Origin of the sequence: Chelativorans salis (genome assembly GCF_025336525.1) — a bacterium.
GTDB lineage: Bacteria > Pseudomonadota > Alphaproteobacteria > Rhizobiales > Rhizobiaceae > Chelativorans > Chelativorans salis.
The window spans coordinates 18243-38746 of the sequence record NZ_JAOCZP010000014.1 but is presented as its reverse complement, the minus strand read 5'-3'; the positions used below and the strand labels follow the sequence as shown (position 1 = coordinate 38746).

Below are 20504 nucleotides of genomic sequence, written 5' to 3'. Positions count from 1 at the left end.
CAGTCTCCGCTGCCCGGCCCTTCGCTCATCTGATCACGCTCGAGCACGCCCGGCGGCGGCAACGGGAGGATAGACATGCGGATGCGGACACGGGCGGCCTATGGCTTCCTGGCGCCCTATCTCCTGATCTTCGCCACCTTCTGGGTGTGGCCGATCATCTATTCCTTCTATCTCTCGTTCCTCGCCACGCGTATCCAACCCTGGAGCTTCAATCCGACCGTTACCTGGGGAAGGCTGGTCGTGGACCCGGCCTTCCTCAACGCGCTCAAGAACACGTTGATCATCCTGGTTATCCAGGTGCCGGTGATGATCGCGCTGGCCACGGTGCTCGCCGTATTGCTCAACTCGCAGCTATTAAAGGCACGCGGCATCATGCGCTTTGCCTTCTTTGCACCGGTCGTGGTCGGCGAGGCGGCCTACGCGGCGGTGTTCAGGCTTATGTTCAACGCCGATTTCGGCGTCATCAACAAGCTCATCGGCAGCATTGGCCTGTCGCCAGTAGCGTGGCTGGGCGACCCGACGGCAGCGATGGCGCTCATCATCATCGCCGTCACCTGGCGCTGGGTCGGCTACAACGCCATCATCATCATCTCAGGCTTGCAGGCGATCCCGCAGGACGTCTATGAGGCAGCTACGCTCGACCGGGTGTCGAAGCCGAGACAGTTCTTCTTCATCACCCTGCCGCTGTTGAAGCCGATCATCCTGTTCTGCGTGGTGCTTTCGGTCATCGGGACTATGCAGCTCTTCGCCGAGCCGTTCCTGATCACCAATCGCGGCGGGCCCGGCCAGGCGACGGAGACGCTCGGCCTGTTCCTCTACCGGCAAGGCTTCACCGTGCTCAATTTCGGCTACGCATCGGCTGTCGCCTACACCATCGCCGCGCTCGCCGTTCTCATCTCGCTCGCCAATCTGTGGCTGGGGAGGTCCGCCAGATGAGATCGAAGTCCTCCTCCACCCTCAGACGCTCGATCGCGCTGCACGCGGTTCTGGTGCCGCTGGCGATCGTCTGGCTGTTCCCGATCTGGATGATGGTGGTGTTCTCCACCATGCCGGAGAACGCGATCTTCAGCCCCAATATCCACCTGATCCCCTCCGACCGGTTCTGGGAGAACTTCCTGATCCTGCAGGCCGACACGGATTTCCTGCGCACCATCTTCGTTTCCGTGGTGGTGGCACTGGTCTATACCGTCCTTTCGGTTCTGCTCACCTCGATGGCCGGCTGGGCGCTTGCCCGCTACAGCTTCGCTGGCAAGGGGCTCGTGCTGTTGATCATCCTCGGCACCCTGACGCTGCCCTATTTTGTCGTCGTCATCCCGCAATTCATCATGGTTGCGCGCGACTTCGGCCTGGCGAACACCTGGTTCGCACTGATCGTGCCGCCGCTGTTCAACTCGCTGGGCGTGCTCTTCATGCGCCAATCTTTCTCGATGATGCCGTCGGAATTGTTCGACGCAGCGCGCGTCGAAGGCGTACGGGAATGGCGCATCTTCCTGTTCGTCGGCATGCCGCTCGCCCGCCCGACGCTGGCCGCGCTGTCGATCATCCTGTTTCTCGCCTCGTGGAACAACTATCTCTGGCCGCTCCTCATCAACAACCGTCCCGACATGATGACGGCGCCGGTGGCACTTGGTTCGCTGATAGGGCTCACCAAAGTCTCCTGGGGCGGCATCATGGTGGGGGCGGTCTTGCTGACGGCGCCGATGATCGCCGTCTTCATTCTCCTACAGCGTCATTTCATCGCCGGCATCGCCGCCGGCGCCGTAAAGTAAGGGCGAAATTCATGGCAGGCGTGTCGCTTAAGAACGTGGTCAAGCGCTTCGGCTCCATAGAGGTCGTGCACGGGGCGAGCCTGGAGGTCGAGGAAGGCGAGTTCATCGTCTTCGTTGGGCCTTCCGGCTGCGGAAAGTCGACATTGTTGCGCATGATTGCCGGGCTCGAGGATATCTCCGGCGGTGAGATCGCCATCGGCGGCGTGGCAGTAAACGATGTCGAGCCGGCCGATCGCGGCATTGCCATGGTGTTCCAGAGCTATGCGCTCTACCCGCACATGACGGTGGAACGGAACCTCTCCTTCGGCCTGCGCATGAACGGCAACGACAAGGCCGACACCGCGCGCAGGGTCGCCAAGGCCGCGCAGATCCTGCGCATCGAAGAGCTGCTCGATCGGCGCCCCGCACAGCTTTCCGGCGGCCAGCGCCAGCGCGTGGCCATCGGCCGGGCGATCGTGCGCGATCCACAGGTCTTCCTCTTCGACGAGCCGCTCTCGAACCTCGATGCGGAACTGCGCGTGCAGATGCGGGTGGAGATCGCCCGGCTGCACGCCGAGCTCGGTGTCACCATGATCTATGTCACCCACGACCAGGTGGAGGCGATGACGCTGGCCGATAGGATCGTCGTCCTGCGCGCGGGCCGCATCGAGCAGATCGGCAAACCGCTGGACCTTTACGACGACCCGGCCAACCAGTTCGTCGCCAGCTTCGTCGGCTCGCCGAAGATGAACTTCATGGCTGCCGAGGTCGCTTCCATCGAAGACGGCCGCGTCACTGTCGCACTCGTCAACCAGGGCAGCGCACGGCTGACGGTGCCGGCGGAAAACGGCTTTGCCGTTGGAGACAGACTCACCGTAGGTTTGCGGCCCGAGCATTTCGGGCGCGAGGGTGAGGGCGACTGCGATCTGTCCATCAGGGTCGACATGGCCGAGCATCTGGGCTCGACCAGCTACATCCACGCCAACACCACATCAGCCGAGCAGCTTGTCATCGAACGGGAGGAGTCGCGCAGCGAAATCGGTATGGAGCATCTGACCGTCTCCATTCCGGCGGCCAAGGCCTACCTGTTTGACGCCTCCGGCGCGCGCCTGCGCTGAACGCAACAACCACGCGAAGAAGAGAAAGAAAGCAGCCTTTTCCATGATTTCATCATCCAAACTGCGCTGGGGCATTCTCGGGCCCGGAAACATCGCCAAGGCCTTCGCCGGCGGCATCGCCCACTCCGAGACGGGCGAGCTGGTCGCCGTCGGCGCACGGCGGCCTGACAAGGCGCGCTACGCCGAGGACTTCGCCGGCGCGCGCGTGCTCGATGGCTATCAGGCGCTCCTCAACGATCCTGGGGTTGAGGCGGTCTACATCTCCACACCGCACCCTCTTCACGCCAAGTGGGCGATCAAGGCGGCACGGGCCGGAAAGCACGTGTTATGCGAAAAGCCCATGGGGCTGACCGCCTATGAGGCCGACGCCGCCTTCCATGCCGCACGCAAGGCCGGCACGTTCATGGGCGAGGCCTTCATGTACCGCTTTCACCCGCAGACGGCGAAGCTCATCGAGCTTATCTCTGACGGGGCGATCGGCGAAGTGCGGCTCATCAGGTCGAGCTTCGGCTTCGCCATGCCCTCCGTCATGCCCGAGCATCGGCTTTACGCCAATCACCTGGCCGGCGGCAGCATTCTCGACGTCGGCTGCTATCCCGTTTCAATCGCGCGCCTCCTCGCGGGCGCCGTGGAAGGCAAGCCTTTCCTGGACCCCGTGAGGGTCGTCGGCACGGCGCATCTCGGCGAAACGGGTGTCGACGAGTGGGCTTCCGCCGCCCTCAATTTCGACAATGGGATCATTGCCGAAGCCTCCTGCTCCATCTCGCTTAAGCAGGACAATATGCTCAGGGTATTCGGCACCAAGGGCCGTATCGAGGTTGCGGATTTCTGGTATGCCAGCGGCCAGCAGGGTGGCGTCGGAGCGATCGAGATCATCAGGCCCGATGGTTCGAAGGAGACCGTTTCGGTCGCCGAGGACCGTTGGCTCTACGCCTTTGAGGTCGATGCCGTGGCCGAAGCGGTGCGCAGCGGGCGCCAGGAGTTCAGAGCACCTGGCATGACGTGGGATGACACGCTGGGCAATATGCGCGTCCTCGACCGCTGGCGCGCGGCGGCCGGCCTCGTCTACGAGGTCGAGAAGCCGGCGCTGCGCAAGTCGACGCTTGCCGGCGAGAAGCTCGAAAACCGCATGGAGACCATTGGCCGGCGCGAACTGCCGGGGATTGGCAAGCCGCTCTCCGAGGTGGCGCTCGGCTTTGAGGATTTCCCCGATTTCGCCAGTGCCGCCATCCTGCTCGACGCCTTTTACGAGGCTGGCGGCAATGTTTTCGACACCGCCTTCGTCTATGGCGGCGGACGCACCGAGGCGATCCTCGGCGACTGGCTTTCAAGCCGCGGCGTGCGCGAGGAGGCGGTGGTGATCGGCAAGGGCGCGCATTCGCCGCTTGCCTATCCCGATGTGATCGCCAAGCAGCTCGACCAATCGTTGGAGCGGCTCAAGACCGACCATGTCGACGTCTATTTCATGCACCGCGACAACCCGGACGTGCCGGTGGGCGAGTTCGTCGATGCGATGGATGCGGAGGTGAAGGCGGGGCGCATCCGCGGGCTGTTCGGCGGCTCGAACTGGTCGATGGAGCGGATGAGCGAGGCAATCGACTATGCCAGGAAGAATGGCAAGACGGCGCCCGGCGTTCTATCCAACAACTTCTCGCTCGCTCAGATGATCGACCCGATCTGGGCCGGATGCGTGAGCGCTTCGGATGCGGCGTGGAAAGCGTGGTTGACCGAACACCAGATCCCCAATTTCGCCTGGTCGAGCCAGGGGCGCGGCTTCTTCACCGAGCGGGCGGGCCGCGACAAGCGCGACAATGCGGAACTGGTGCGCTGCTGGTACTCGGACGACAACTTCGCCCGCCGCGACCGCGCCGAGAAGATGGCGAGGGAGCGTGGGGTGAAGCCGATCCACGTCGCGCTCGCCTATGCGTTGGCGCAGCCCTTCCCCGTGGTGCCGCTCATCGGGCCGCGGCGGCTGATGGAGCTCGACGACAGCCTGACGGCGCTTTCGCTCAAGCTGTCGGCAGCGGATGTGCGCTGGCTGGAGACGGGAGAGCGGTGAGAGGCCAGGGCTATCGCATATGGCTTTCGTTTTGTCTGTTTGACCCCCACCCCCAACCCCTCCCCTCAAGGGGAGGGGGACGATGCAGTGCTCAGCCGGGCTTCCCTCCCCCCTTCGGCAAGCTCAGGATGGGGAGGGATTGAGGGAGGGGGGCCGGCGAAGCCGAACTATGACCCCATCCATGGGCGATAGCCTTGGGTGAGAGGCGGGTAGCCGGGGCATCGGCTTTCCTCGTTCGTGCTGATGCCCCTGCCCTGCTTAGCCGAGCGCGGCCATGGTGGCTTTCAACTCCTCAAGCTGCGCATCGTCGAGCGGGCGAAGTGGCGGGCGCACGTTGCGCCAGGTCGTCTCGCCTGTCTTGAGCGCGAGCAATGCCTTGACAGTGGGGATTTGCGGAAAGCGGTTGGCGAGGGTGCGCCAGGCGGTGATGCGCTCCTGCGCTTGGGCGACCTCGACCTTGCGCTCTGGATCAGCGAAATGGTCGAAGACGGTTCTTAACTCGCCGGCAATCAGATTGGATGTCGCGGTGATGCATCCGTGGCCGCCGGCCTCCAGCAACGGCAGCATCAGCGGATCGGCGCCAGAGAGGACCGCAAAGCCCGGCACGGCGGCAAGCACCGCCTTCATGTTGGCGATGTCGCCGCCCGAATCCTTGATGCCCACCACCGTGTCCGGATAGGCCGCGGCCAGCCGCTCGATCAGCGGGATCGACAGCGGCACGGCGGACATCGGCGGGATATGATAGAGCAGCACCTGCAAGCGCGCGTCGCCGATGCGCTCGATGGTCTCGGCATAGGCGGCGAAGAGGCCGTCGTCAGAAACGCCCTTGTAGTAGAAGGGCGGGAGCATGAGGACGCGGTTGATACCGAGTGCCAACGCATCCTTCGTCAGTGCCACGGTGTCGGGGATCGCCGGTGTGCCGGTACCGGGGATGAGCTGGCCTGGCTTGAGGCCTGCTTCGAGGGCTGCCTCCAGAATCTGCCTGCGTTCATCGCGCGAGAAAGAATTTGCCTCCCCCGTCGTGCCGAGCACCGCCAGACCGTCGCATCCCTCTTCGATCAGCCGGCGGCAATGGACCTTGAAGAGGCCGAGGTCCGGGGCGAAGTTCCTGCCGAGAGGCGTGGCGGCGGCGGAGAAGACGCCGGAAATTCGTGGCGAGCGCGAGTTCATCATCATGCTCCGGGTACGGGTTTTGGATGCGCCGCCAGCTTGCGCGCTTAGGCAATCGCGGCATGGATGTTGATATGACTCGCCTTGGCGGTACCTGCAACGTCGAATGCGGTACCGAGGATGCGTGCGAAGCTGTGCCCGAACTCATGAAGGCTCGCGCAACTACCTCTTCGAAAGACCGCTTCCTGAACCTTTCGCCGTAACGCAACGCTTCTCCCCGCGCCCCCACTGGGAGAACTGAGGCCGGCGCCCCCGGGAGTCAGAGGCATTGCCTGAATGCCGGCCCTGCGGTTGCCTTTGACGGTTCCGCAGTGAGTCGCAGAATCGCACAACAGTGCAGCAAGGTCCAGTCCGGCGGTCGACGCTGCTGACGGAACTTTTTTGACGGCTACCGGTTAGTGACGGCTGTCGAGACGTTCGGCTGAACCTGCGAAGGCTGCCCCTCGACGGTTTCCGCCACCTCACGCCCCTTGGAAAAGCCGGCTTCTTGTTGAAAACTCGAAGGCGAGCCCAATTGAACCACCTGGACGTGCCCTGCCAGCACCGCTGAATTCAGACATGCCTCTACGTCTCGATCCCGCCGATCTCGCCGAAGCCAGGCACCTCAACCGGAAGCTCGCCTGGATGCCGAAGTTCCGCCCGCGTGGGCGGATCAAAGCATTTCTCATGCAGGGCGTTATGCGGGCGCAGCAGCTTCGCCCGCAGCCCTATCTGCAGCGTCTGGATGTACGCGTCGAGATGCGTGAGGTTGTGTTCGACGGGGGGCGGATCTTAGTGAGGATACTGCGCCCGAACACCCGGCCCAAGGGCATCTATCTCGATATTCACGGCGGCGCATGGATCGTCGGCAATGCTCGCTGCGACGACCCGTGCAACGCGATGATCGCCGCAGAATGCGGCATGGCCGTGGTGAGTGTGGAGTATCGCCTGGCTCTCGACAATCGGCTCGATCTCTGCATCGAGGACTGCCGCAAGGTGGCCTTTTGGCTTGTGGAAAACTGCATGAGCGAATTCGGGACGGACCGCATCGTCATCGGTGGCGAATCGGCCGGCGCACATCTGGCGGCGTGCGCGCTGCTTGCCCTACGTGATGCGGGGCAGGCCTCCAGGCTTGCCGGGGCGGTGCTGTTTTACGGCGCTTATGATCTGAGCGGCAGCCCGAGCCTTCGCGCCGCAGGGCCCGAGACACTGGTGCTGCACGGCCCATCGGCCTTTCGCAACCTCAAACGGTTGACTGCGGACAGGAGCGATGTGGAAAGGCGCAGACCGGACATCTCCCCGCTTTACGCAGACCTGGCGGGTCTACCACCGGCACTCTTCTTGGTGGGCGCTCTCGACCCGCTGCTGGACGACACTCTGCAGATGGCGGAACGGTGGAACGCTGCCAACGGCAATGCCGAACTGACGGTCGTGCCGGAGGCGCCGCATGCGTTCAATCGGCTGAAGACCTCAATAGCCGTCAAGACGAACGCCTATGTGCGGCGATGGGTAAACCGCAGGCTTGAAATGCTGACGACGATCCGCACGGACAAGGTGGCCTGAACTGCAGGAGCGGGAACGCAACGCCCCTCCGATGCGTTCGGACAGCTATGCAAAAGGCGAGAAGCCGCCCCGCCGGGCAGGAGATAGAACAGCAAGTGCGCCAGTCGCCGCGCCGCAAATTGCTCGTCGGGCTTGGCCGGGGCTTTGGCGGCGCCTTGATCTTCGGCCTGCCGATGCTGATGACGATGGAGATGTGGTGGCTCGGCTTCTACGTGGACCGCTTTCGCCTCGCCCTCCTCCTGATCCTCAACGTGCCGCTCTTGATACTCCTTTCCCACCATGCGGGCTTCGAGGAGACCACGCGCTGGCACGACGATCTGCGCGATGTGGCGGTCGCCTATGCTATCGGTATCGTTGCCAGCGTCGTCGTGCTCGCCGTTTTCGGCGTTGTCACCTTTGCCATGCCTGCGGATGAGATCGTCGGCAAGGTAGCGCTGCAGTCGGTGCCGGCGAGCATAGGCGCGCTCCTCGGGCGCAGCCAGCTCGGCGGAAGCAAGGTCGAGCCGTCCGAGGGGACGGAGCAGGTGAACTATGCCAGCGAGCTGTTCCTGATGGCGGTTGGCGCTCTCTTCCTCAGCCTCAACGTGGCGCCGACCGAGGAGATGGTGCTGATTTCCTACAAGATGACCGGATGGCACGCGCTGGCGTTGATCGCCCTGTCCATCTTCCTGATGCACGCTTTCGTCTATGCCCTGGAATTCGCAGGTTCAGATCCTTCCCTGCCGCCTGAAACGCCTTGGTGGAGCGCCTTTCTGCGTTTCACCGTAACCGGTTATGCAATCGCCCTGCTGATTAGCCTCTATGCGCTTTGGACCTTCGGGCGGACCGATGACGTCGCTCTGATGCCGGTGCTCATGTCCATGGTGGTCCTGGCTTTTCCCGCTGCCATCGGTGCGGCGGCGGCGCGGCTGATCCTTTGAGGGGGAGGCGCCGGATGGGACAGAAGCGGCAGCGGTCGATGAAGAGTGGGGCGGCGCAACAAACGCCGAAGCATGATGAAAGCCGGAGCAAGAAGCCGCACGCGCTTGAATGGGTGGTAGGAGGGCTCTCGGCCCTCGTCGTCCTGGCGATAGTCGGCTTCATCCTCTATCACGCGCTCAATACGGCGGCGATGAAGCCGGAGCTGCGCGTTCTTGTCGAACAGGTCGAGGCGACGGACAACGGCTTTCGCGTCGACTTCCGCGCCGTCAACGGGAGCGACGTGACCGCCGCGGGGGTGGAGATTGAAGGGCGGATCGAGCGCGATGCCCAGACGATCGAGACGAGCGGAGTTACGATCGACTACATCCCCGCGCATTCTGGGCAGCGAGGCGGGCTCCTTTTCAGCCGGGACCCGAGTCGATACCGGCTGCGGCTCGTCGCGAAGGGCTACACGGATCCGTAGGTACAGCCGTGTGAAATGACCTGGCTGCGGAATGCCCCAGAGATTGATTTGCAGCCCGCCCGCACCGTATGCGTCCGCAACGCCGCAGGCGTATCCGTCCAGCAACGGAACGTGCCGAGGTCGTCGTGTCGGTCCGTTCAACCGGAGGCAATCGGGAAGAGTAGATGTCTAGGCGTCCAATGGCTTCCTCCAAGAATAATTTTGAATGGAACAGCAGCCCCAGAGTGCTGCTGGATAGGTGCCGCACCTGCGGAGGGGCGCGCCCGAATGCCGCACCGCACAAAAATGCAAGGCAGGTATGCATTTCGCCCCTTTAAACCCTGCGCCAACAGGACTATGTACGCGTCAAGTTCTCGACGGGGTTCTCCTCCTCCCAAACCCTGTCGAGCTCGGCCAGCCCTTATCCTCCTCCCAAGTGCTGGCCAACCCAAAAGGCACCCGCCGGATCTCCTCCCCCGGCGGGTGCTTTTTTGTTTGCCCTTCTCCAATATATCTACCGGTCGAGGCTGCTCAGTGCTTTTCCGCACTCGCCAGGCTTTCATCCGCTTCGATCTTCCCGTCCACCAGATGGATGCGACGGTCCATGCGCGCTGCCAAATCGAGATCGTGGGTTACGGCGACAACCGTCTTGCCTCGTTCGCGCACCACTGCTTCGAGTATCCTGAACACCTGCTCGGAGCTTTTGGTGTCGAGGCTGCCCGTCGGCTCGTCGGCAAGAATGAGCGGCGGGTCGTTAGCCAGAGCCCGCGCCACCGCCACGCGCTGACGTTGTCCACCAGAAAGCTGATCGGGACGCTTGTCGATATGACCTTCGAGGCCGAGGGATTCCAGGATTTCCGCTGCCCGCGCGCGCATCTTTGGCCGGCTCAACCGGCCGAGCTTGCGCATGGGGATCTCGACATTTTCGCGCGCGGAGAACTCCGGCAGCAGGAAATGAAACTGGAAAACGAAGCCGAGCATGGAAAGCCGCATGCCCGCGCGCTCCCCCTCGCCCATCGGCTCGGCGTCGCGGCCGCCTACCCTGAGCGTGCCGCTCGTCGGCCGGTCGAGCAGGCCGAGCAGATAAAGCAGAGAGGACTTGCCGGAGCCCGACGGGCCGGTGACAGCGATAAACTCGTTTTCGCCGATGGTAAGCGAGACGTCCATGACCAGTGTCACGGGCACCGTCTCGTGCAAGACGCGCGTCAGGTTCTCCGCTTCTATAAGCGCACTCATGTCGCGCCCCGTATGATGTCGACCGGGTTCTGCCTCGCCGCGCGACGCGCCGGCAGATAGCCTGCAACTGCGGCGGAGGCCAAAGCGAAGCCGGATGCGATGAGATAGTGAAGCAAGCTCCAGGCAATCGGCAGACGGGTCATCTCCTGGCCGGTGGCGGCGAGTTCGAAGCGCACCAGCGAGAGAGCGTAGACGAGGCCGAAGCCAAGTGCCCAGCCGAACGCGGAGCCGCCAAGGCCAATCACCACGCCTTCGAGCAGGAAGAGGCGGCGCATGTCTCCCTCGGCAAAACCCAGCGACTTCATGATGGCGATGTCGCGTGCTTTTTCGTGGGTGATCGTGGAGATGATGTTGAAGATGCCGAAACCGGCCACCAGCATGATGGCCGCGACGACCGTGTACATGATGACGTTGCGCACGACGAGCGCCTCTAGGAGCGCCTCGTTCGCCTCCTGCCAAGCTTCCGCCTTGTAGCCAAGCTCTGCCTCGACGCGGCGCGCCACCGCCGGCGCCTGATTGGGATCGTCGAGCTTGATGCGGATTTTATTGACGGCGTTCGGCCGCTCCGCCAGGATCTGCGCATTCTTCAGCAACACATAGGCCTCGCCCTCGTCACGCGCCGTCGTGCCCGTGTGGAAGAGGCCGACGATCCTGAAGTTGCGTGTCAGCCCTTGTGAGGAGACGGCGGTGACTGTGTCGCCAAGCTCCGCGCCCAACCGCTCGGCCATGGTGTCGCCGATGACGATGTTGTTGCCGCCTGCCGTCAGCGCCGCGAAATCGCCGGCGACGAACTCACCGACGATCGGAGAAACGCCGCGCTCGCTCTGCGGATCAATGCCGACGATGGCGGCGCCGACCTCACGGCCGGAGAAGCGCACCACCCCTTGCGCGTTCAAGCTGGGCGCGAAGCGGCCGGGAACCCACCCACCTAGCCAAGCAAGGGCGGCCGTCGGATTGATGATGCCGCGGCGATCCTCGCGGGGTCTGAGGCCTGAGATTTCGGTGACGGCGAAGATCGCCTCCGCCGGCTGACGGCGCGCGGAACGCTCCTCGTCGGTCACCTCCACGTGAGGCATGGTGTTGACGAGTTGCTCGACGAAGTCGTCCTGGCCACCCTCCATGAGTGCCGCCATGGCGATCGAGAAGCCGACACCGACTGCAACACCGATAATGGCCACCAGCGTCTGCCGTCCGCGCCCGGCAATATGCGTGAAGGCGATTTCCAGGATGAGCTGCATGGCTCTCACCTGTCCTCGGCGGAAACTGTGACCCGTGCGCCGTCTTCGAGGTCCTGCGGATAGGGCGAGACGACGCGCGCGTTCTCCTGGAGGCCGGACAACACCTCCACGTCCTCTGTACCGCGGATGCCAATCTCCACCTCCCGAAGGCGCGCCTCACCTTCTTCGACGACAAAGGTGCGATTTCCCTCAACGGCGACGGAGGGAACCAGCAGCGCGTCTTGTGAAACGCCGACGATGATATTGACGTCGACCGACATGCCGATCATCAGCGGCGTGTCCTCCGGCAGGCGGAAGCGCACTCGGTAGGTCTTGGAGACGGGGTCACCCTTGGGCGTGATGCTGTCGACCACCGCTTCGAGCTGTTGGCCGCGAAAGGCGTCGGAACTGAGCAGCGCGCGCTGGCCTGGCTCGACGCGAGGGATGTCCTCCTCGTTAACGTTGGCGACGACGATGAGCGGGCTTGGGTCGCCGACCCAGAAAAGCACCGTGCCAAGATCGGCCACCTCGCCCACTTCGCCATCCTGTCTCAAGACGACACCGGCGCTGGGCGCGCGCAACACGTAGCTTTCGAGCCGGGCCTTCTGTCCCGCCACCAGCGCTTCGAGTTGACTCACTTCGCTCTGCGCCCTGTCGACGGCCTGTCGGCTGGTCGCATTCCTTTCGGCAAGCACGGAAAGGCGCCTCAACTCGCCCTGTGCCAGCGACAGCCGCGCTTCCAACTCCGCAAGCGCGGCTTCCGCCTCCCCTGTGTCCAGCCGAGCGAGCACGTCGCCCTTTTCCACGCTGGAACCTTCGCAGTCGCATTGCTCGACAATCCGCTCGCGCACCAAGGGCGTGACTTTCGCCCACCGCCGCGGCTCGACTACACCGCTGGCATAGACGATTTCCGCGGCGTCTCCTCTCGTCGGGCTCACAACCGAAACCTCGACCGGCCGCCATGCGTACCAGATGGCCGCAGCCGCAATGACGGCCAGGACCAAAAGCCCGATGAGAAGGCGCATCAGCGGCATAGTCGTCTCCCGGTAGCGGTTGAATCCGGAGTTAAGTGGCGGTACCTATAGCATTAGACCGACCGTCGGTCTAATGTCGTTCAAAATGGGTGCCGAGGACAGGTTCCACGTGTCCGACAACCCGTCTTTGATATGCCGCAAGGAGAGTTGTTGCGTGACTCGTGTGATCAAGTCGCCGGAAATCCGCTCCGCCGAGCTTCTCGACTGCGCGCAGCGCCTGTTCTTCAAACACGGCTATGACAACACGACCGTCAACGACATCATCCGCGAAGCGGGTATTTCGAAGGGTGCCTTTTATCACTATTTCGCCTCCAAGGAGGCGCTGTTGGAGGCCTTGTCGGCGCGCCTGGCGCGCGAGAGCCTTGACGAGCTTCAGCCCATCATCGACGACTCGTCGCTTGACGCGGTGGAGCGGCTCAATGCGCTATTCGCCGGTTCTCGGCGCTTGAAGGTCGAGCTGGCGCCGCAGATGCGCAGCACCTTCGACGTCATCTTCCGGCCGGAAAACATCGTTCTTTTCCACCGCATCGATCAAGCGGTGAGCGCCGTCGTCATGCCTCTCATCGCTGAAATTCTGGCCCAAGGCGCCGAAGAGGGTGTCCTGGACGCGCCCGACCCGGACGCTTTCGCAGACATGCTGTTGCAGATGCGCCTGGGGCTCGGAAAAATAATGCACCACGCCCTGCGCCAAGCCGATAGCGGCCAGATCGATGACGCCGTCCATACGCTCGACACGCGATTGCGGTACTACGGCATCGCCGTCGACCGGCTCCTGAAGTTGCCGGACGGCACAATCCAGATGGCCGAACCGGGCTTTGCCCGCGCATTGCTCCAAGCCGGGCCATAAACCGCTTTCGGCGCTTTGCAGCAAGCGGCCAACGGGTTAAATATGGATACTATCCAGAGGGTGCTCTCAGGCGCTCGCCAAGTCCCGAAATCGAGGAAGCCATGACGACTCACACTCCGCCTTATCGCGCCGATCATGTTGGCTCGCTTCTGCGCCCGGTTCCCGTAAAGGAGGCGCGCAGGAAGTTCTACGAGGACAAGTCTATCTCGGCCGAAGAGCTCAAGGACGTCGAGGACGCCGCCGTCACCGATGTGGTGAAGATGCAGCAGAATCTCGGCCTGAAGGCTGTCACCGACGGTGAACTGCGCCGCTCCTTCTGGCACTTTGACTTCATGGGCGCTCTCGAAGGCCTCGACCTGGAGGAACGTGAGGGAGAACAGGGCCTGCAGTTCCACGGTGCGACCGTGCGGCCAATCTTCCCGACCATCACCGGAAAGCTGGACTTTCCCGACGACCACCCGATGCTCGACCATTTCAAATATCTGGCGTCGGTGGCCAAGGTGACGCCGAAGATCTCCATTCCGGGGCCGAGCTGCTGCCACTTCCGCGTGGCCAAGGAGGACGTCCACCCGAAGGAGTATCAGGATCTCGAAGTGCTCTTCGCCGATCTTGCCCGCACCTACGCCAAGGCGGTGAAGGCGTTCTACGAGGCGGGCTGCCGCTATCTGCAGATGGACGACATCTTCTTCGCCTATCTGTGCGACCCCAAGATCCGTACTGAAAAGAAGGCGGAGGGGCTCGATCCGGACTGGCTCATCGACCAGTACGCCAAGATGATGCACGACGCCATCAAGGACAGGCCGGAGGACATGCTGATCGGCATGCATATGTGCCGCGGCAACTTCAAGTCCACCTGGGTGGCCGAGGGTGCCTACGATCCAGCAGCCGATGCCGTCTTCAACAAGACAGGCGTCGACATCTACTTCATGGAGTACGACACCGATCGCGCCGGCGGGCTGGAGCCGCTGCGCCTTTTGCCGAAGGGCAAGAAGCGCGTGCTGCCGGGCTTCATCAGCACAAAGGTGCCCGACCTCGAACCCCTGGACGACCTGAAGCGCAAGTTCGACGAGGCAGGCAAATATGCCGATCTCGACCAGCTCGGCATCGCCCCCCAGTGCGGCTTCGCCTCGACGGAGGAAGGCAATCTCATCACCGAGGATGACCAGAAGCGCAAGCTGGAGCTAGTGGTGAAGACGGCGGAGGCGATCTGGGGAGAGGTGTGAGCTGCTACACCTCCTCGGCATCGACATCATCCAAAGCAAAAAGGCGCTCTCGCTCAACCGTACGAGAGCGCCTTTACAAGTTTGAGAGCAACCGGCAGCGAGCTTATTCGCTCGCTGCGATTTCCTCGTCCGTCAATGTTTCCCCGCTTTCCAGCACGGCGCGAACCTCATCGATCTTGCCATGGGCATCGCCAACGCCGAGGAGATCCTTCGCCCAGTCCAGCATCTCCTGGTCGACGTAGTCCTCCGCACCATACTGCTCAACGCGGTTCGGATTGGCGCCGGCAAGCAGTGCGTCCTCGAGCGCCTCATTGGTGACCGCGCCTTGAAGCTCGGTCAGGTCCGTTTCCAACTCAATCACCTCAGCTTCGGCTGACTGGAGGGCCGCCAACTCGCTGCTGGCGAGGGCGGCTTCCAGGTCCTGGCGTTCGGCTTCTAGAATGGCGATCTCCTCATTAGAGAGCCCCGTTGTGTCGAGCGTCTGGAGAACGTCCAGCCGGGCCTGCAGCTCTTCGACCGCAAGGTCCTCATAGCTGAAACCGTCATATGGCTCGATGCCGCTGAGGCGTGCGGCGAAAGCCGCGGCGGCGGCGGCGAGCTCGATCTGGAGCGCCTCCAGATCCTCCGCGGCGATCTCATATTCGACTGAGGCCAGCACATAGTCTTGAATGGCGGCCATCTTCGGGTCGTTCGCGTTCAGATAGGCATGATAGTTGCGGTTGAGCGAGTTGAGCCCAGCCAGCTTGGCGTGGAAATTCGGCTGATCGGCTGGCCTCGGCTGAGGCACAGGGATCGGCTTCTGGGCGAGTGGACGGTTGCTGGTAGCGGGGCCGTTGCCGCGCAGCTTCCCCGGTGAACGGCTCTCACTTTTCGCCGTCCGGTGGCCGAGACCCAAGGCACTGCGCGCCGCACCGGCCACACCGCCGAAGAAATCGCCCAGATTCCGCGCCCTGCCGCTGCCATGGCCTCCACGTTTCGTGGAGTTGCGCTTGATGCTGGCGGTCGAGCGCGACTGACCGCCGAACTTGTGGCCGTGGCCGTTGCTCGCCTTGCTGCTCTTGCCGCCGGCGCTTCCGCCGCCTCCACCATTACCGCCACCGTTGCCACCTTTGTCGGCATGAGCGTTGATCGAGAAGCCGGCGGGCAGGAAACCGTTTCCGGACGTCATGAAGGCGTCAGCGACAGGACCGTTGCACAGCCAACGATGAGGAGTAGGCGGGAAGTCATAGTGTCTCTCCCTTGAATCATTTTCTTCTTCTTGAAGGGAATGTATCCACGGTTCGGTAACAGCCGAAATAACAAAATATGTTGGATGCGTTCCAAAAAGGCTGATTTGGGCACGCGGAATGTCAGCACTCAACTTCGAAGGCTTCAGTTTGTCAGTTGGCCATTTCCGCAGCAACTTCGGCACGGCCTCCGTTCCCTGAAGGCTGGATCGACTTAACGTTTCCCTCGCTATCGACGATGCAGCTCATCCTTTTGCCGGCAGCATCGAGATCGACCTGGTAATTGCCGGCATCAAGCTGCCGCGAGCTGACTGGAAGCACCCTGGCGCTTCCGGCCTCCGCGGCGCTTGCTGCAGCACTCGCACACAAAAGCTGCAAGTCGGCGGGTGCCGTCTGTTGGCTGGATCTGGCCATCGCCTGCGGTTCGGGCTCGGGGCTCGAAACACACCCGGCAAGCGTCAGGCTTGCCATGAAGATTCCCGCGGTGGCGGGCACGACCGGCAGCCGGAACTGACGTAGCGACATCAATATTGCTCCCCTCCAAATGTGACGTCCCCTCGAACGCCCTTGATCTTCAAACACCTTTGTAGAGCGCTGCGCCCTGCATTAGCACAACTACTTTGGCTCCCACCTTAACGCGGGAATGCAGATCGATAACGTCGTCATTGTTCATGCGGATACAGCCTGACGATACATCAAGGCCGATCGTCCAAGGCTCGGGCGTCCCGTGGATACGGTAGATCGTGTCCTGGTCTCCCTCATAGAGATACAGTGCCCGCGCGCCGAGAGGATTGTCCGGACCGCCGGGCATGCCTGCCGCCCACTTGCGCGCATTGGGATCGCGCTCAACCATCTCCGCCGGTGGTGTCCACGTCGGCCACTCGGCCGTCCGCCCTACCCTGACAATCCCGGCCCATCCGAATCCTTCCCTCCCGACGCCGATGCCGTAGCGGATCGCCTGGTGGTTGGGCTGGACCAGGTAGAGGAAGTGCTGGTTGCCATCGATGATGATCGTGCCCGGCTCCTCCGCGGTGCGAAACTTGACGACCTGACGGCGAAAGGCTTCCGGCGGCTGCTTGTTGCGGGAGAAATATTTGCGCGCCGCCTCTCGGTCGTATTTCACCCATTTACGGGTCTGCGGATCGAAAATCTGTGTCTCGGCGTAAGTAGGCGTCGTTCCAAGACCAAAGGCTACAAGAAGCACTGCGGCAAGGATCCTACGGTGCAGATTGGTATTGCCTGCACCCGAGGAGGTCGGAGAGCGTGTTTCCATCGCCTTCTTCCCTGTCATGGCTTCACCCATTCGTCGACGCGCCCGCTATTGTCGGCGACCCAATTCTTCGCATAGTCGTAAGGATCCTGGCGCTCGACCTGGAGCGCGTAGGTCATGGCATTCACCTCCGCCGGTCTGAAATTGACCTTTTCCAGGAATGCCGCCACATCCGGATGCTCTTCGCCGAACTTCGTCGAATAGGCGATGTGGAAGTGCGAAATGGGCCAGGCTACGGTCGCGCTCGACTTGGAGATCCAGAGCGGGTCTTCCGCAGACGCGATCTTCCATTTCGAATGGTCGTGCGCCGGCTCCTCAAGCCGGACAATATCGTGAAGCTTGAAAACGTGATGCGGCGCATAACATGCGAAAACCATCGGTCGTCCGGTCGCCACGGCCGCATCGACCGCGGCCATCCCGACATCCTCCTCGACCTCGACGAGTGTCAGCGTCTTTGCGTAGCCGTAGCTGTTGGCCCTGACCCGTTCGATGGCTGTCGATGACCATGTCGGTGCGCCGATCCAGAGCTCGCCCTGCCCGTCGCCATCCGTGTCGAGTGCGGTCGCTTTTTCTGGATCGCTAAGATCCGCCACGTCCTTGATGCCAAGCTCGCTGGCAGCTTCCGGGGTTGCGCAAAGGCCCTGCCATGCCGGCACGCCGATCAGGCTGACGATCACGCTCCCCTTGTCGCTCTCGTATTTCCTGATCAACTCATCAAGATTGGGGCGCCAGACCTCGGGATGAATGTCCACCTCGCCGGAATCCAGACCGCGAAATGCGGACAGCGTGCCCATTGCGCGGACCTCGGCATCGAGGCCGAACCTCTCAGCGATACTAACCTTGAGGATATTGGACGTGGCCTGGCCGGACGGCCAGTTCGGCATGGCAATCATCAGATCCGCAGTCCGCGCTGAAGCAAGTGTTGTGATCACCGCCGCAACGGTCAAGACAGTTCGGGCGATGCCGCATGACTGCATCTGTTGTCCCCTCTGGCAATTTCCAAATCAAAATAATCATAGCCCATACTATAATCATAGCTTGTAAACAAAATGAAGCCACTTCATCCCAGTCGCGAAGCTTCAGCTTGTCGAAGGCAAGAGTCGAACTCGTCTGTGATCAATGGCGGGGTCGACCAAGGCCACTTGTCCGGGCCGAGGTTTTTGCATGTCAAGCCGAAACCAGCGCCAGCCCCGGCACGCGGGGGATCAGGCTGCGGTCCTCGTCCAGCACGAATTCCATGCTCTGCCGCGCGAGCCGCGCGTGCTCGCGCGACAGCGCCTCGGCGCGCGCACCTTCGCGCATTTCGATGGCCGAGACGATCTCCTGATGCTGGCGCTGGGCGTGCACCAGAGAGAGACGGAAGGCGAGAACGTCTTCCTGCTTTTCCAGAAAGGCGCTGGGCGAGGCGAAGGGAAGGTGTGTGGCACGCTCCACCTCGCGCCGCATCATCTCGCTCCCCGGAAGCGTTGCCAGCATGGCATGGAACTCGGCATTGAGCTCCACATACTGGTCGAACAGCATGTCCTCGGGCCGGCCGCGGAACGTCTTGTCGAGTTCGGCCACAAGTTGCTTGATGGCCTTCATGCGGGCCGGCGGGACGCCGCGCTCGGCAGCCAGCCGGGCGGCCGTGCCCTCCAGGACGCCGCGCAGCTCGATGGCGTCGAAAACATCGGCCATTGTGAAGCTGCGTGCTGCGTAGCCGCCGGAGGGTATCTGCTCCAGAAGCCCCTCCTGCTCCAGGCGCGCAAGGGCGGCGCGCAGCGGCGTGCGCGAGATGCCGAGCCGCTCGGCGAGCACCGCCTCTGAAAGCCGCTCACCCGGTGGCACCGCGCCGCCCAGCACGAGGTCGCGCACGCCCAATAGCGCTTTGAACGTCTGGCTGTCCTGCTTCCTCTCCGCTGTGCGTCTCATCGCCCTTGCCCTGGTTTTGCGGCCTGCCCGTGGGACCAGAGTACCTTCAGTATACAACGGCTTGTCAAGTGTAACCCCTCCCCTGAAGCTGCACGCTCTCCAGGGGAAGGAACAGGCTATACCGCCTGCTTTGTCCGCCAGCTCTCCGCGTAGGTCTCGCGCGCATCCCGCGAGTAGGGCACCGGGGAGACCTTGACGCGGATTTCCAGCTGCTTGTGCGGCTCGACGGTGGTCTTCTTCGTGCCGCCGTCTTCCTCGCCCCACACAAGGGTGAGTACATCGCCGATCTGGACATCCGGGTCGACCGTGCCCAGCGACAGCATGGAGCGCTCGTTGTAGCTGTAGCCCGAGAACATGGAGAAGCCGACGGTCCTGCCGCTCTTCGTCACCTTGTCGTAGTTCGACGAGGCATAATTCGACAGCGGCAGGTCGATGTATTTGTAGTTATCGATGCCGGGCTCCATCATTGAGCGGAAGACCTTGGCCACGTCGTCCGCGTTCCAGGCGAAGGTCACTTTCCGGCGGTGCGGCTTGTCGGCGATCTTCTCCAGTGCCTCGCGGCCGATGAAGTCGTGGTCGAACTTGACGAACGGGCCATAGCCCATCTCGTAAGGCGTCAGGTAGTAGTCCTCGATATCGTCGGAGACGAAGCTGCCGCCGATTGACCCGGTGCCTTCGTAGCCCTCGGCCGGCAGCCATTCGCGGAAGGCCTTCATCTCCTCGCCGGTATAGACGGCCGGCAGCGGCGAGGGAATCCAGCCTGATTCGAGCGTGTTGGTGGCATAGGCGCGCGCGCCGACAGGCACGATGCCGAACTCGGCTCCCGCCTCCAGAATGGTGGCGCGCACCTCCTCGCCTTCCTCGTACGGCCCCCAGACCTCCAGCCCTGGCTCACCCGACATGCCGTGGCGCAGGCAACGCACAATGCGGCCGCCGATCTCGATCGTGTCCATGTTGAAGAACTTGACCTCTGGCAGCGGACCGCCGTTCAGCTTCTCCAGGATATTCATCGCCGCCGGGCCCTGGATCTGATAGCGGTAGCGCCGGCGCACAACGGGTTTGCCCATAGGGCGCGCCGGCGAGCGGTCGTCGCGGTCGAGCTTAACGTCGTAGCCGCCCGTTTCACCGTGGAACTGGACCCAGTTGATCGCCGGTACGCGGCCGACGATGAGGTACTGGTTCTCAGCCAGATGGAACAGGATCACATCGCCGATGACGTGACCGCTGTGGCTGCAAGGCACGAACTGCTTGGCCTTGTCGACAGAGAAATTGGCGAAGCTGTTGACGCCGAGATGCGACAGGAGCTTGAGCGCGTCCGGCCCCTCGATCATCAATTCTGCCATGTGGTGCGACTGGTCGAACAGCACGGCCGTCTCCCGCCAGGCGCGCTGCTCGTCGCGCCAGTTGGTGAACTCCGGGGGCACGACCGGATAGACGTAGGCGCCGATCTGTGAATGGCGCAGCATCCTCACCGGATTGCCGGCGCTTTGGAGTTTCTGTTCCAGGTTCTGCATGGTTTCCTCCCTGCGATGCGTTACGT

At 62.8% G+C, this 20504-nt stretch carries 19 protein-coding genes; 9 read left to right on the top strand and 10 right to left on the bottom strand.

Going from position 1 to position 20504, the window contains the following annotated elements; genetic code table 11:
• The first annotated feature begins 75 nt into the window (after positions 1-75).
• The 4 genes from N5A92_RS25945 to N5A92_RS25930 are packed head-to-tail and all read left to right on the top strand — an operon-like array spanning position 76 to position 4925.
• Complete coding sequence (locus tag N5A92_RS25945; protein ID WP_260907420.1) at positions 76-936, top strand: carbohydrate ABC transporter permease; 861 nt, start codon at positions 76-78, stop codon at positions 934-936.
• Positions 933-1769 carry a carbohydrate ABC transporter permease gene (locus tag N5A92_RS25940; protein WP_260907418.1) on the top strand — a complete coding sequence of 279 codons (837 nt, stop codon included), beginning with the start codon at positions 933-935 and terminating at the stop codon, positions 1767-1769. Before N5A92_RS25945 ends, N5A92_RS25940 begins: the two co-directional genes overlap by 4 nt.
• 11 nt (positions 1770-1780) lie before the next feature.
• Positions 1781-2866, top strand: coding sequence for an ABC transporter ATP-binding protein (locus N5A92_RS25935; protein ID WP_260907417.1), 1086 nt, complete (start codon positions 1781-1783; stop codon positions 2864-2866).
• 43 nt (positions 2867-2909) lie between these two features.
• Positions 2910-4925: an aldo/keto reductase gene (locus N5A92_RS25930; RefSeq protein ID WP_260907415.1), complete on the top strand. Its 2016-nt coding sequence runs from the start codon at positions 2910-2912 to the stop codon at positions 4923-4925.
• A 258-nt stretch (positions 4926-5183) separates the two neighbouring features.
• Here N5A92_RS25930 and N5A92_RS25925 read toward each other — a convergent pair whose 3' ends face one another.
• Positions 5184-6095, bottom strand: a complete 912-nt coding sequence (locus N5A92_RS25925; RefSeq protein ID WP_260907413.1) for a dihydrodipicolinate synthase family protein — start codon at positions 6093-6095, stop codon at positions 5184-5186.
• Between the two features lie 558 nt (positions 6096-6653).
• On the opposite strand from N5A92_RS25925, the gene N5A92_RS25920 reads away from it, so the two are divergent.
• The 3 genes from N5A92_RS25920 (at position 6654) to N5A92_RS25910 (ending at position 9021) form a co-directional block, all read left to right on the top strand.
• Positions 6654-7637: an alpha/beta hydrolase gene (locus tag N5A92_RS25920; protein WP_260907411.1), complete on the top strand. Its 984-nt coding sequence runs from the start codon at positions 6654-6656 to the stop codon at positions 7635-7637.
• 95 nt (positions 7638-7732) lie between these two features.
• Positions 7733-8557 carry a TIGR02587 family membrane protein gene (locus tag N5A92_RS25915; RefSeq protein WP_260907409.1) on the top strand — a complete coding sequence of 275 codons (825 nt, stop codon included), beginning with the start codon at positions 7733-7735 and terminating at the stop codon, positions 8555-8557.
• Positions 8558-8571: 14 nt separating this feature from the next.
• Entirely contained in the window at positions 8572-9021 is a 450-nt protein-coding gene (locus N5A92_RS25910; RefSeq protein WP_260907407.1) for a TIGR02588 family protein, read from the top strand.
• Between the two features lie 510 nt (positions 9022-9531).
• On the opposite strand, the gene N5A92_RS25905 is transcribed toward N5A92_RS25910, so the two are convergent.
• The 3 genes from N5A92_RS25905 to N5A92_RS25895 are packed head-to-tail and all read right to left on the bottom strand — an operon-like array spanning position 9532 to position 12487.
• Positions 9532-10236 carry an ABC transporter ATP-binding protein gene (locus N5A92_RS25905; RefSeq protein WP_260907405.1) on the bottom strand — a complete coding sequence of 235 codons (705 nt, stop codon included), beginning with the start codon at positions 10234-10236 and terminating at the stop codon, positions 9532-9534.
• A complete protein-coding gene (locus N5A92_RS25900) occupies positions 10233-11474 on the bottom strand; it encodes an ABC transporter permease (protein WP_260907403.1) in 1242 nt (413 codons plus the stop codon). The genes N5A92_RS25905 and N5A92_RS25900 overlap by 4 nt, the downstream gene beginning before the upstream one ends.
• Positions 11475-11479: 5 nt before the next feature.
• Positions 11480-12487 (bottom strand): efflux RND transporter periplasmic adaptor subunit, encoded by a 1008-nt coding sequence (locus N5A92_RS25895; protein WP_260907401.1) that lies wholly within the window; start codon positions 12485-12487, stop codon positions 11480-11482.
• Between the two features lie 154 nt (positions 12488-12641).
• Between N5A92_RS25895 and N5A92_RS25890 the strand changes: the two genes are divergently transcribed.
• Positions 12642-13334 carry a TetR/AcrR family transcriptional regulator gene (locus tag N5A92_RS25890; RefSeq protein ID WP_260907399.1) on the top strand — a complete coding sequence of 231 codons (693 nt, stop codon included), beginning with the start codon at positions 12642-12644 and terminating at the stop codon, positions 13332-13334.
• A gap of 101 nt (positions 13335-13435) precedes the next feature.
• The gene (locus tag N5A92_RS25885; protein WP_260907397.1) at positions 13436-14557 is read left to right on the top strand and encodes a 5-methyltetrahydropteroyltriglutamate--homocysteine S-methyltransferase; all 1122 of its coding nucleotides are present in this window, start codon (positions 13436-13438) and stop codon (positions 14555-14557) included.
• Positions 14558-14660: 103 nt separating this feature from the next.
• Here the strand turns inward: N5A92_RS25885 and N5A92_RS25880 are convergent, their stop codons facing one another.
• From N5A92_RS25880 to ligM, 6 genes are all read right to left on the bottom strand, one after another.
• A complete protein-coding gene (locus N5A92_RS25880) occupies positions 14661-15725 on the bottom strand; it encodes a hypothetical protein (RefSeq protein WP_260907395.1) in 1065 nt (354 codons plus the stop codon).
• 211 nt (positions 15726-15936) lie between these two features.
• Positions 15937-16308, bottom strand: coding sequence for a hypothetical protein (locus N5A92_RS25875; RefSeq protein ID WP_260907393.1), 372 nt, complete (start codon positions 16306-16308; stop codon positions 15937-15939).
• A gap of 49 nt (positions 16309-16357) precedes the next feature.
• Complete coding sequence (locus N5A92_RS25870) at positions 16358-17056, bottom strand: L,D-transpeptidase (protein WP_260907392.1); 699 nt, start codon at positions 17054-17056, stop codon at positions 16358-16360.
• A 14-nt stretch (positions 17057-17070) separates the two neighbouring features.
• The gene (locus tag N5A92_RS25865) at positions 17071-18030 is read right to left on the bottom strand and encodes an ABC transporter substrate-binding protein (RefSeq protein WP_425248647.1); all 960 of its coding nucleotides are present in this window, start codon (positions 18028-18030) and stop codon (positions 17071-17073) included.
• A gap of 190 nt (positions 18031-18220) precedes the next feature.
• A complete protein-coding gene (locus N5A92_RS25860) occupies positions 18221-18964 on the bottom strand; it encodes a GntR family transcriptional regulator (protein ID WP_260907390.1) in 744 nt (247 codons plus the stop codon).
• Between the two features lie 116 nt (positions 18965-19080).
• The gene (gene ligM / locus N5A92_RS25855; RefSeq protein ID WP_260907389.1) at positions 19081-20478 is read right to left on the bottom strand and encodes a vanillate/3-O-methylgallate O-demethylase; all 1398 of its coding nucleotides are present in this window, start codon (positions 20476-20478) and stop codon (positions 19081-19083) included.
• Between the last annotated feature and the right edge of the window lie 26 nt (positions 20479-20504).

Excerpts from the sequence above, each read along its gene's own strand:
- N5A92_RS25945 (WP_260907420.1), top strand. The coding sequence starts at position 76 with ATGCGGATGCGGACACGGGCGGCCTATGGCTTCCTGGCGCCCTATCTC.
- N5A92_RS25940 (WP_260907418.1), top strand. The coding sequence starts at position 933 with ATGAGATCGAAGTCCTCCTCCACCCTCAGACGCTCGATCGCGCTGCAC.
- N5A92_RS25935 (WP_260907417.1), top strand. The coding sequence starts at position 1,781 with ATGGCAGGCGTGTCGCTTAAGAACGTGGTCAAGCGCTTCGGCTCCATA.
- N5A92_RS25930 (WP_260907415.1), top strand. The coding sequence starts at position 2,910 with ATGATTTCATCATCCAAACTGCGCTGGGGCATTCTCGGGCCCGGAAAC.
- N5A92_RS25925 (WP_260907413.1), bottom strand. The coding sequence starts at position 6,095 with ATGAACTCGCGCTCGCCACGAATTTCCGGCGTCTTCTCCGCCGCCGCC.
- N5A92_RS25920 (WP_260907411.1), top strand. The coding sequence starts at position 6,654 with ATGCCTCTACGTCTCGATCCCGCCGATCTCGCCGAAGCCAGGCACCTC.
- N5A92_RS25910 (WP_260907407.1), top strand. The coding sequence starts at position 8,572 with ATGGGACAGAAGCGGCAGCGGTCGATGAAGAGTGGGGCGGCGCAACAA.
- N5A92_RS25905 (WP_260907405.1), bottom strand. The coding sequence starts at position 10,236 with ATGAGTGCGCTTATAGAAGCGGAGAACCTGACGCGCGTCTTGCACGAG.
- N5A92_RS25900 (WP_260907403.1), bottom strand. The coding sequence starts at position 11,474 with ATGCAGCTCATCCTGGAAATCGCCTTCACGCATATTGCCGGGCGCGGA.
- N5A92_RS25895 (WP_260907401.1), bottom strand. The coding sequence starts at position 12,487 with ATGCCGCTGATGCGCCTTCTCATCGGGCTTTTGGTCCTGGCCGTCATT.
- N5A92_RS25885 (WP_260907397.1), top strand. The coding sequence starts at position 13,436 with ATGACGACTCACACTCCGCCTTATCGCGCCGATCATGTTGGCTCGCTT.
- N5A92_RS25880 (WP_260907395.1), bottom strand. The coding sequence starts at position 15,725 with ATGACGTCCGGAAACGGTTTCCTGCCCGCCGGCTTCTCGATCAACGCT.
- N5A92_RS25875 (WP_260907393.1), bottom strand. The coding sequence starts at position 16,308 with ATGTCGCTACGTCAGTTCCGGCTGCCGGTCGTGCCCGCCACCGCGGGA.
- N5A92_RS25870 (WP_260907392.1), bottom strand. The coding sequence starts at position 17,056 with ATGGAAACACGCTCTCCGACCTCCTCGGGTGCAGGCAATACCAATCTG.
- N5A92_RS25865 (WP_425248647.1), bottom strand. The coding sequence starts at position 18,030 with ATGCAGTCATGCGGCATCGCCCGAACTGTCTTGACCGTTGCGGCGGTG.
- N5A92_RS25860 (WP_260907390.1), bottom strand. The coding sequence starts at position 18,964 with ATGAGACGCACAGCGGAGAGGAAGCAGGACAGCCAGACGTTCAAAGCG.
- ligM (WP_260907389.1), bottom strand. The coding sequence starts at position 20,478 with ATGCAGAACCTGGAACAGAAACTCCAAAGCGCCGGCAATCCGGTGAGG.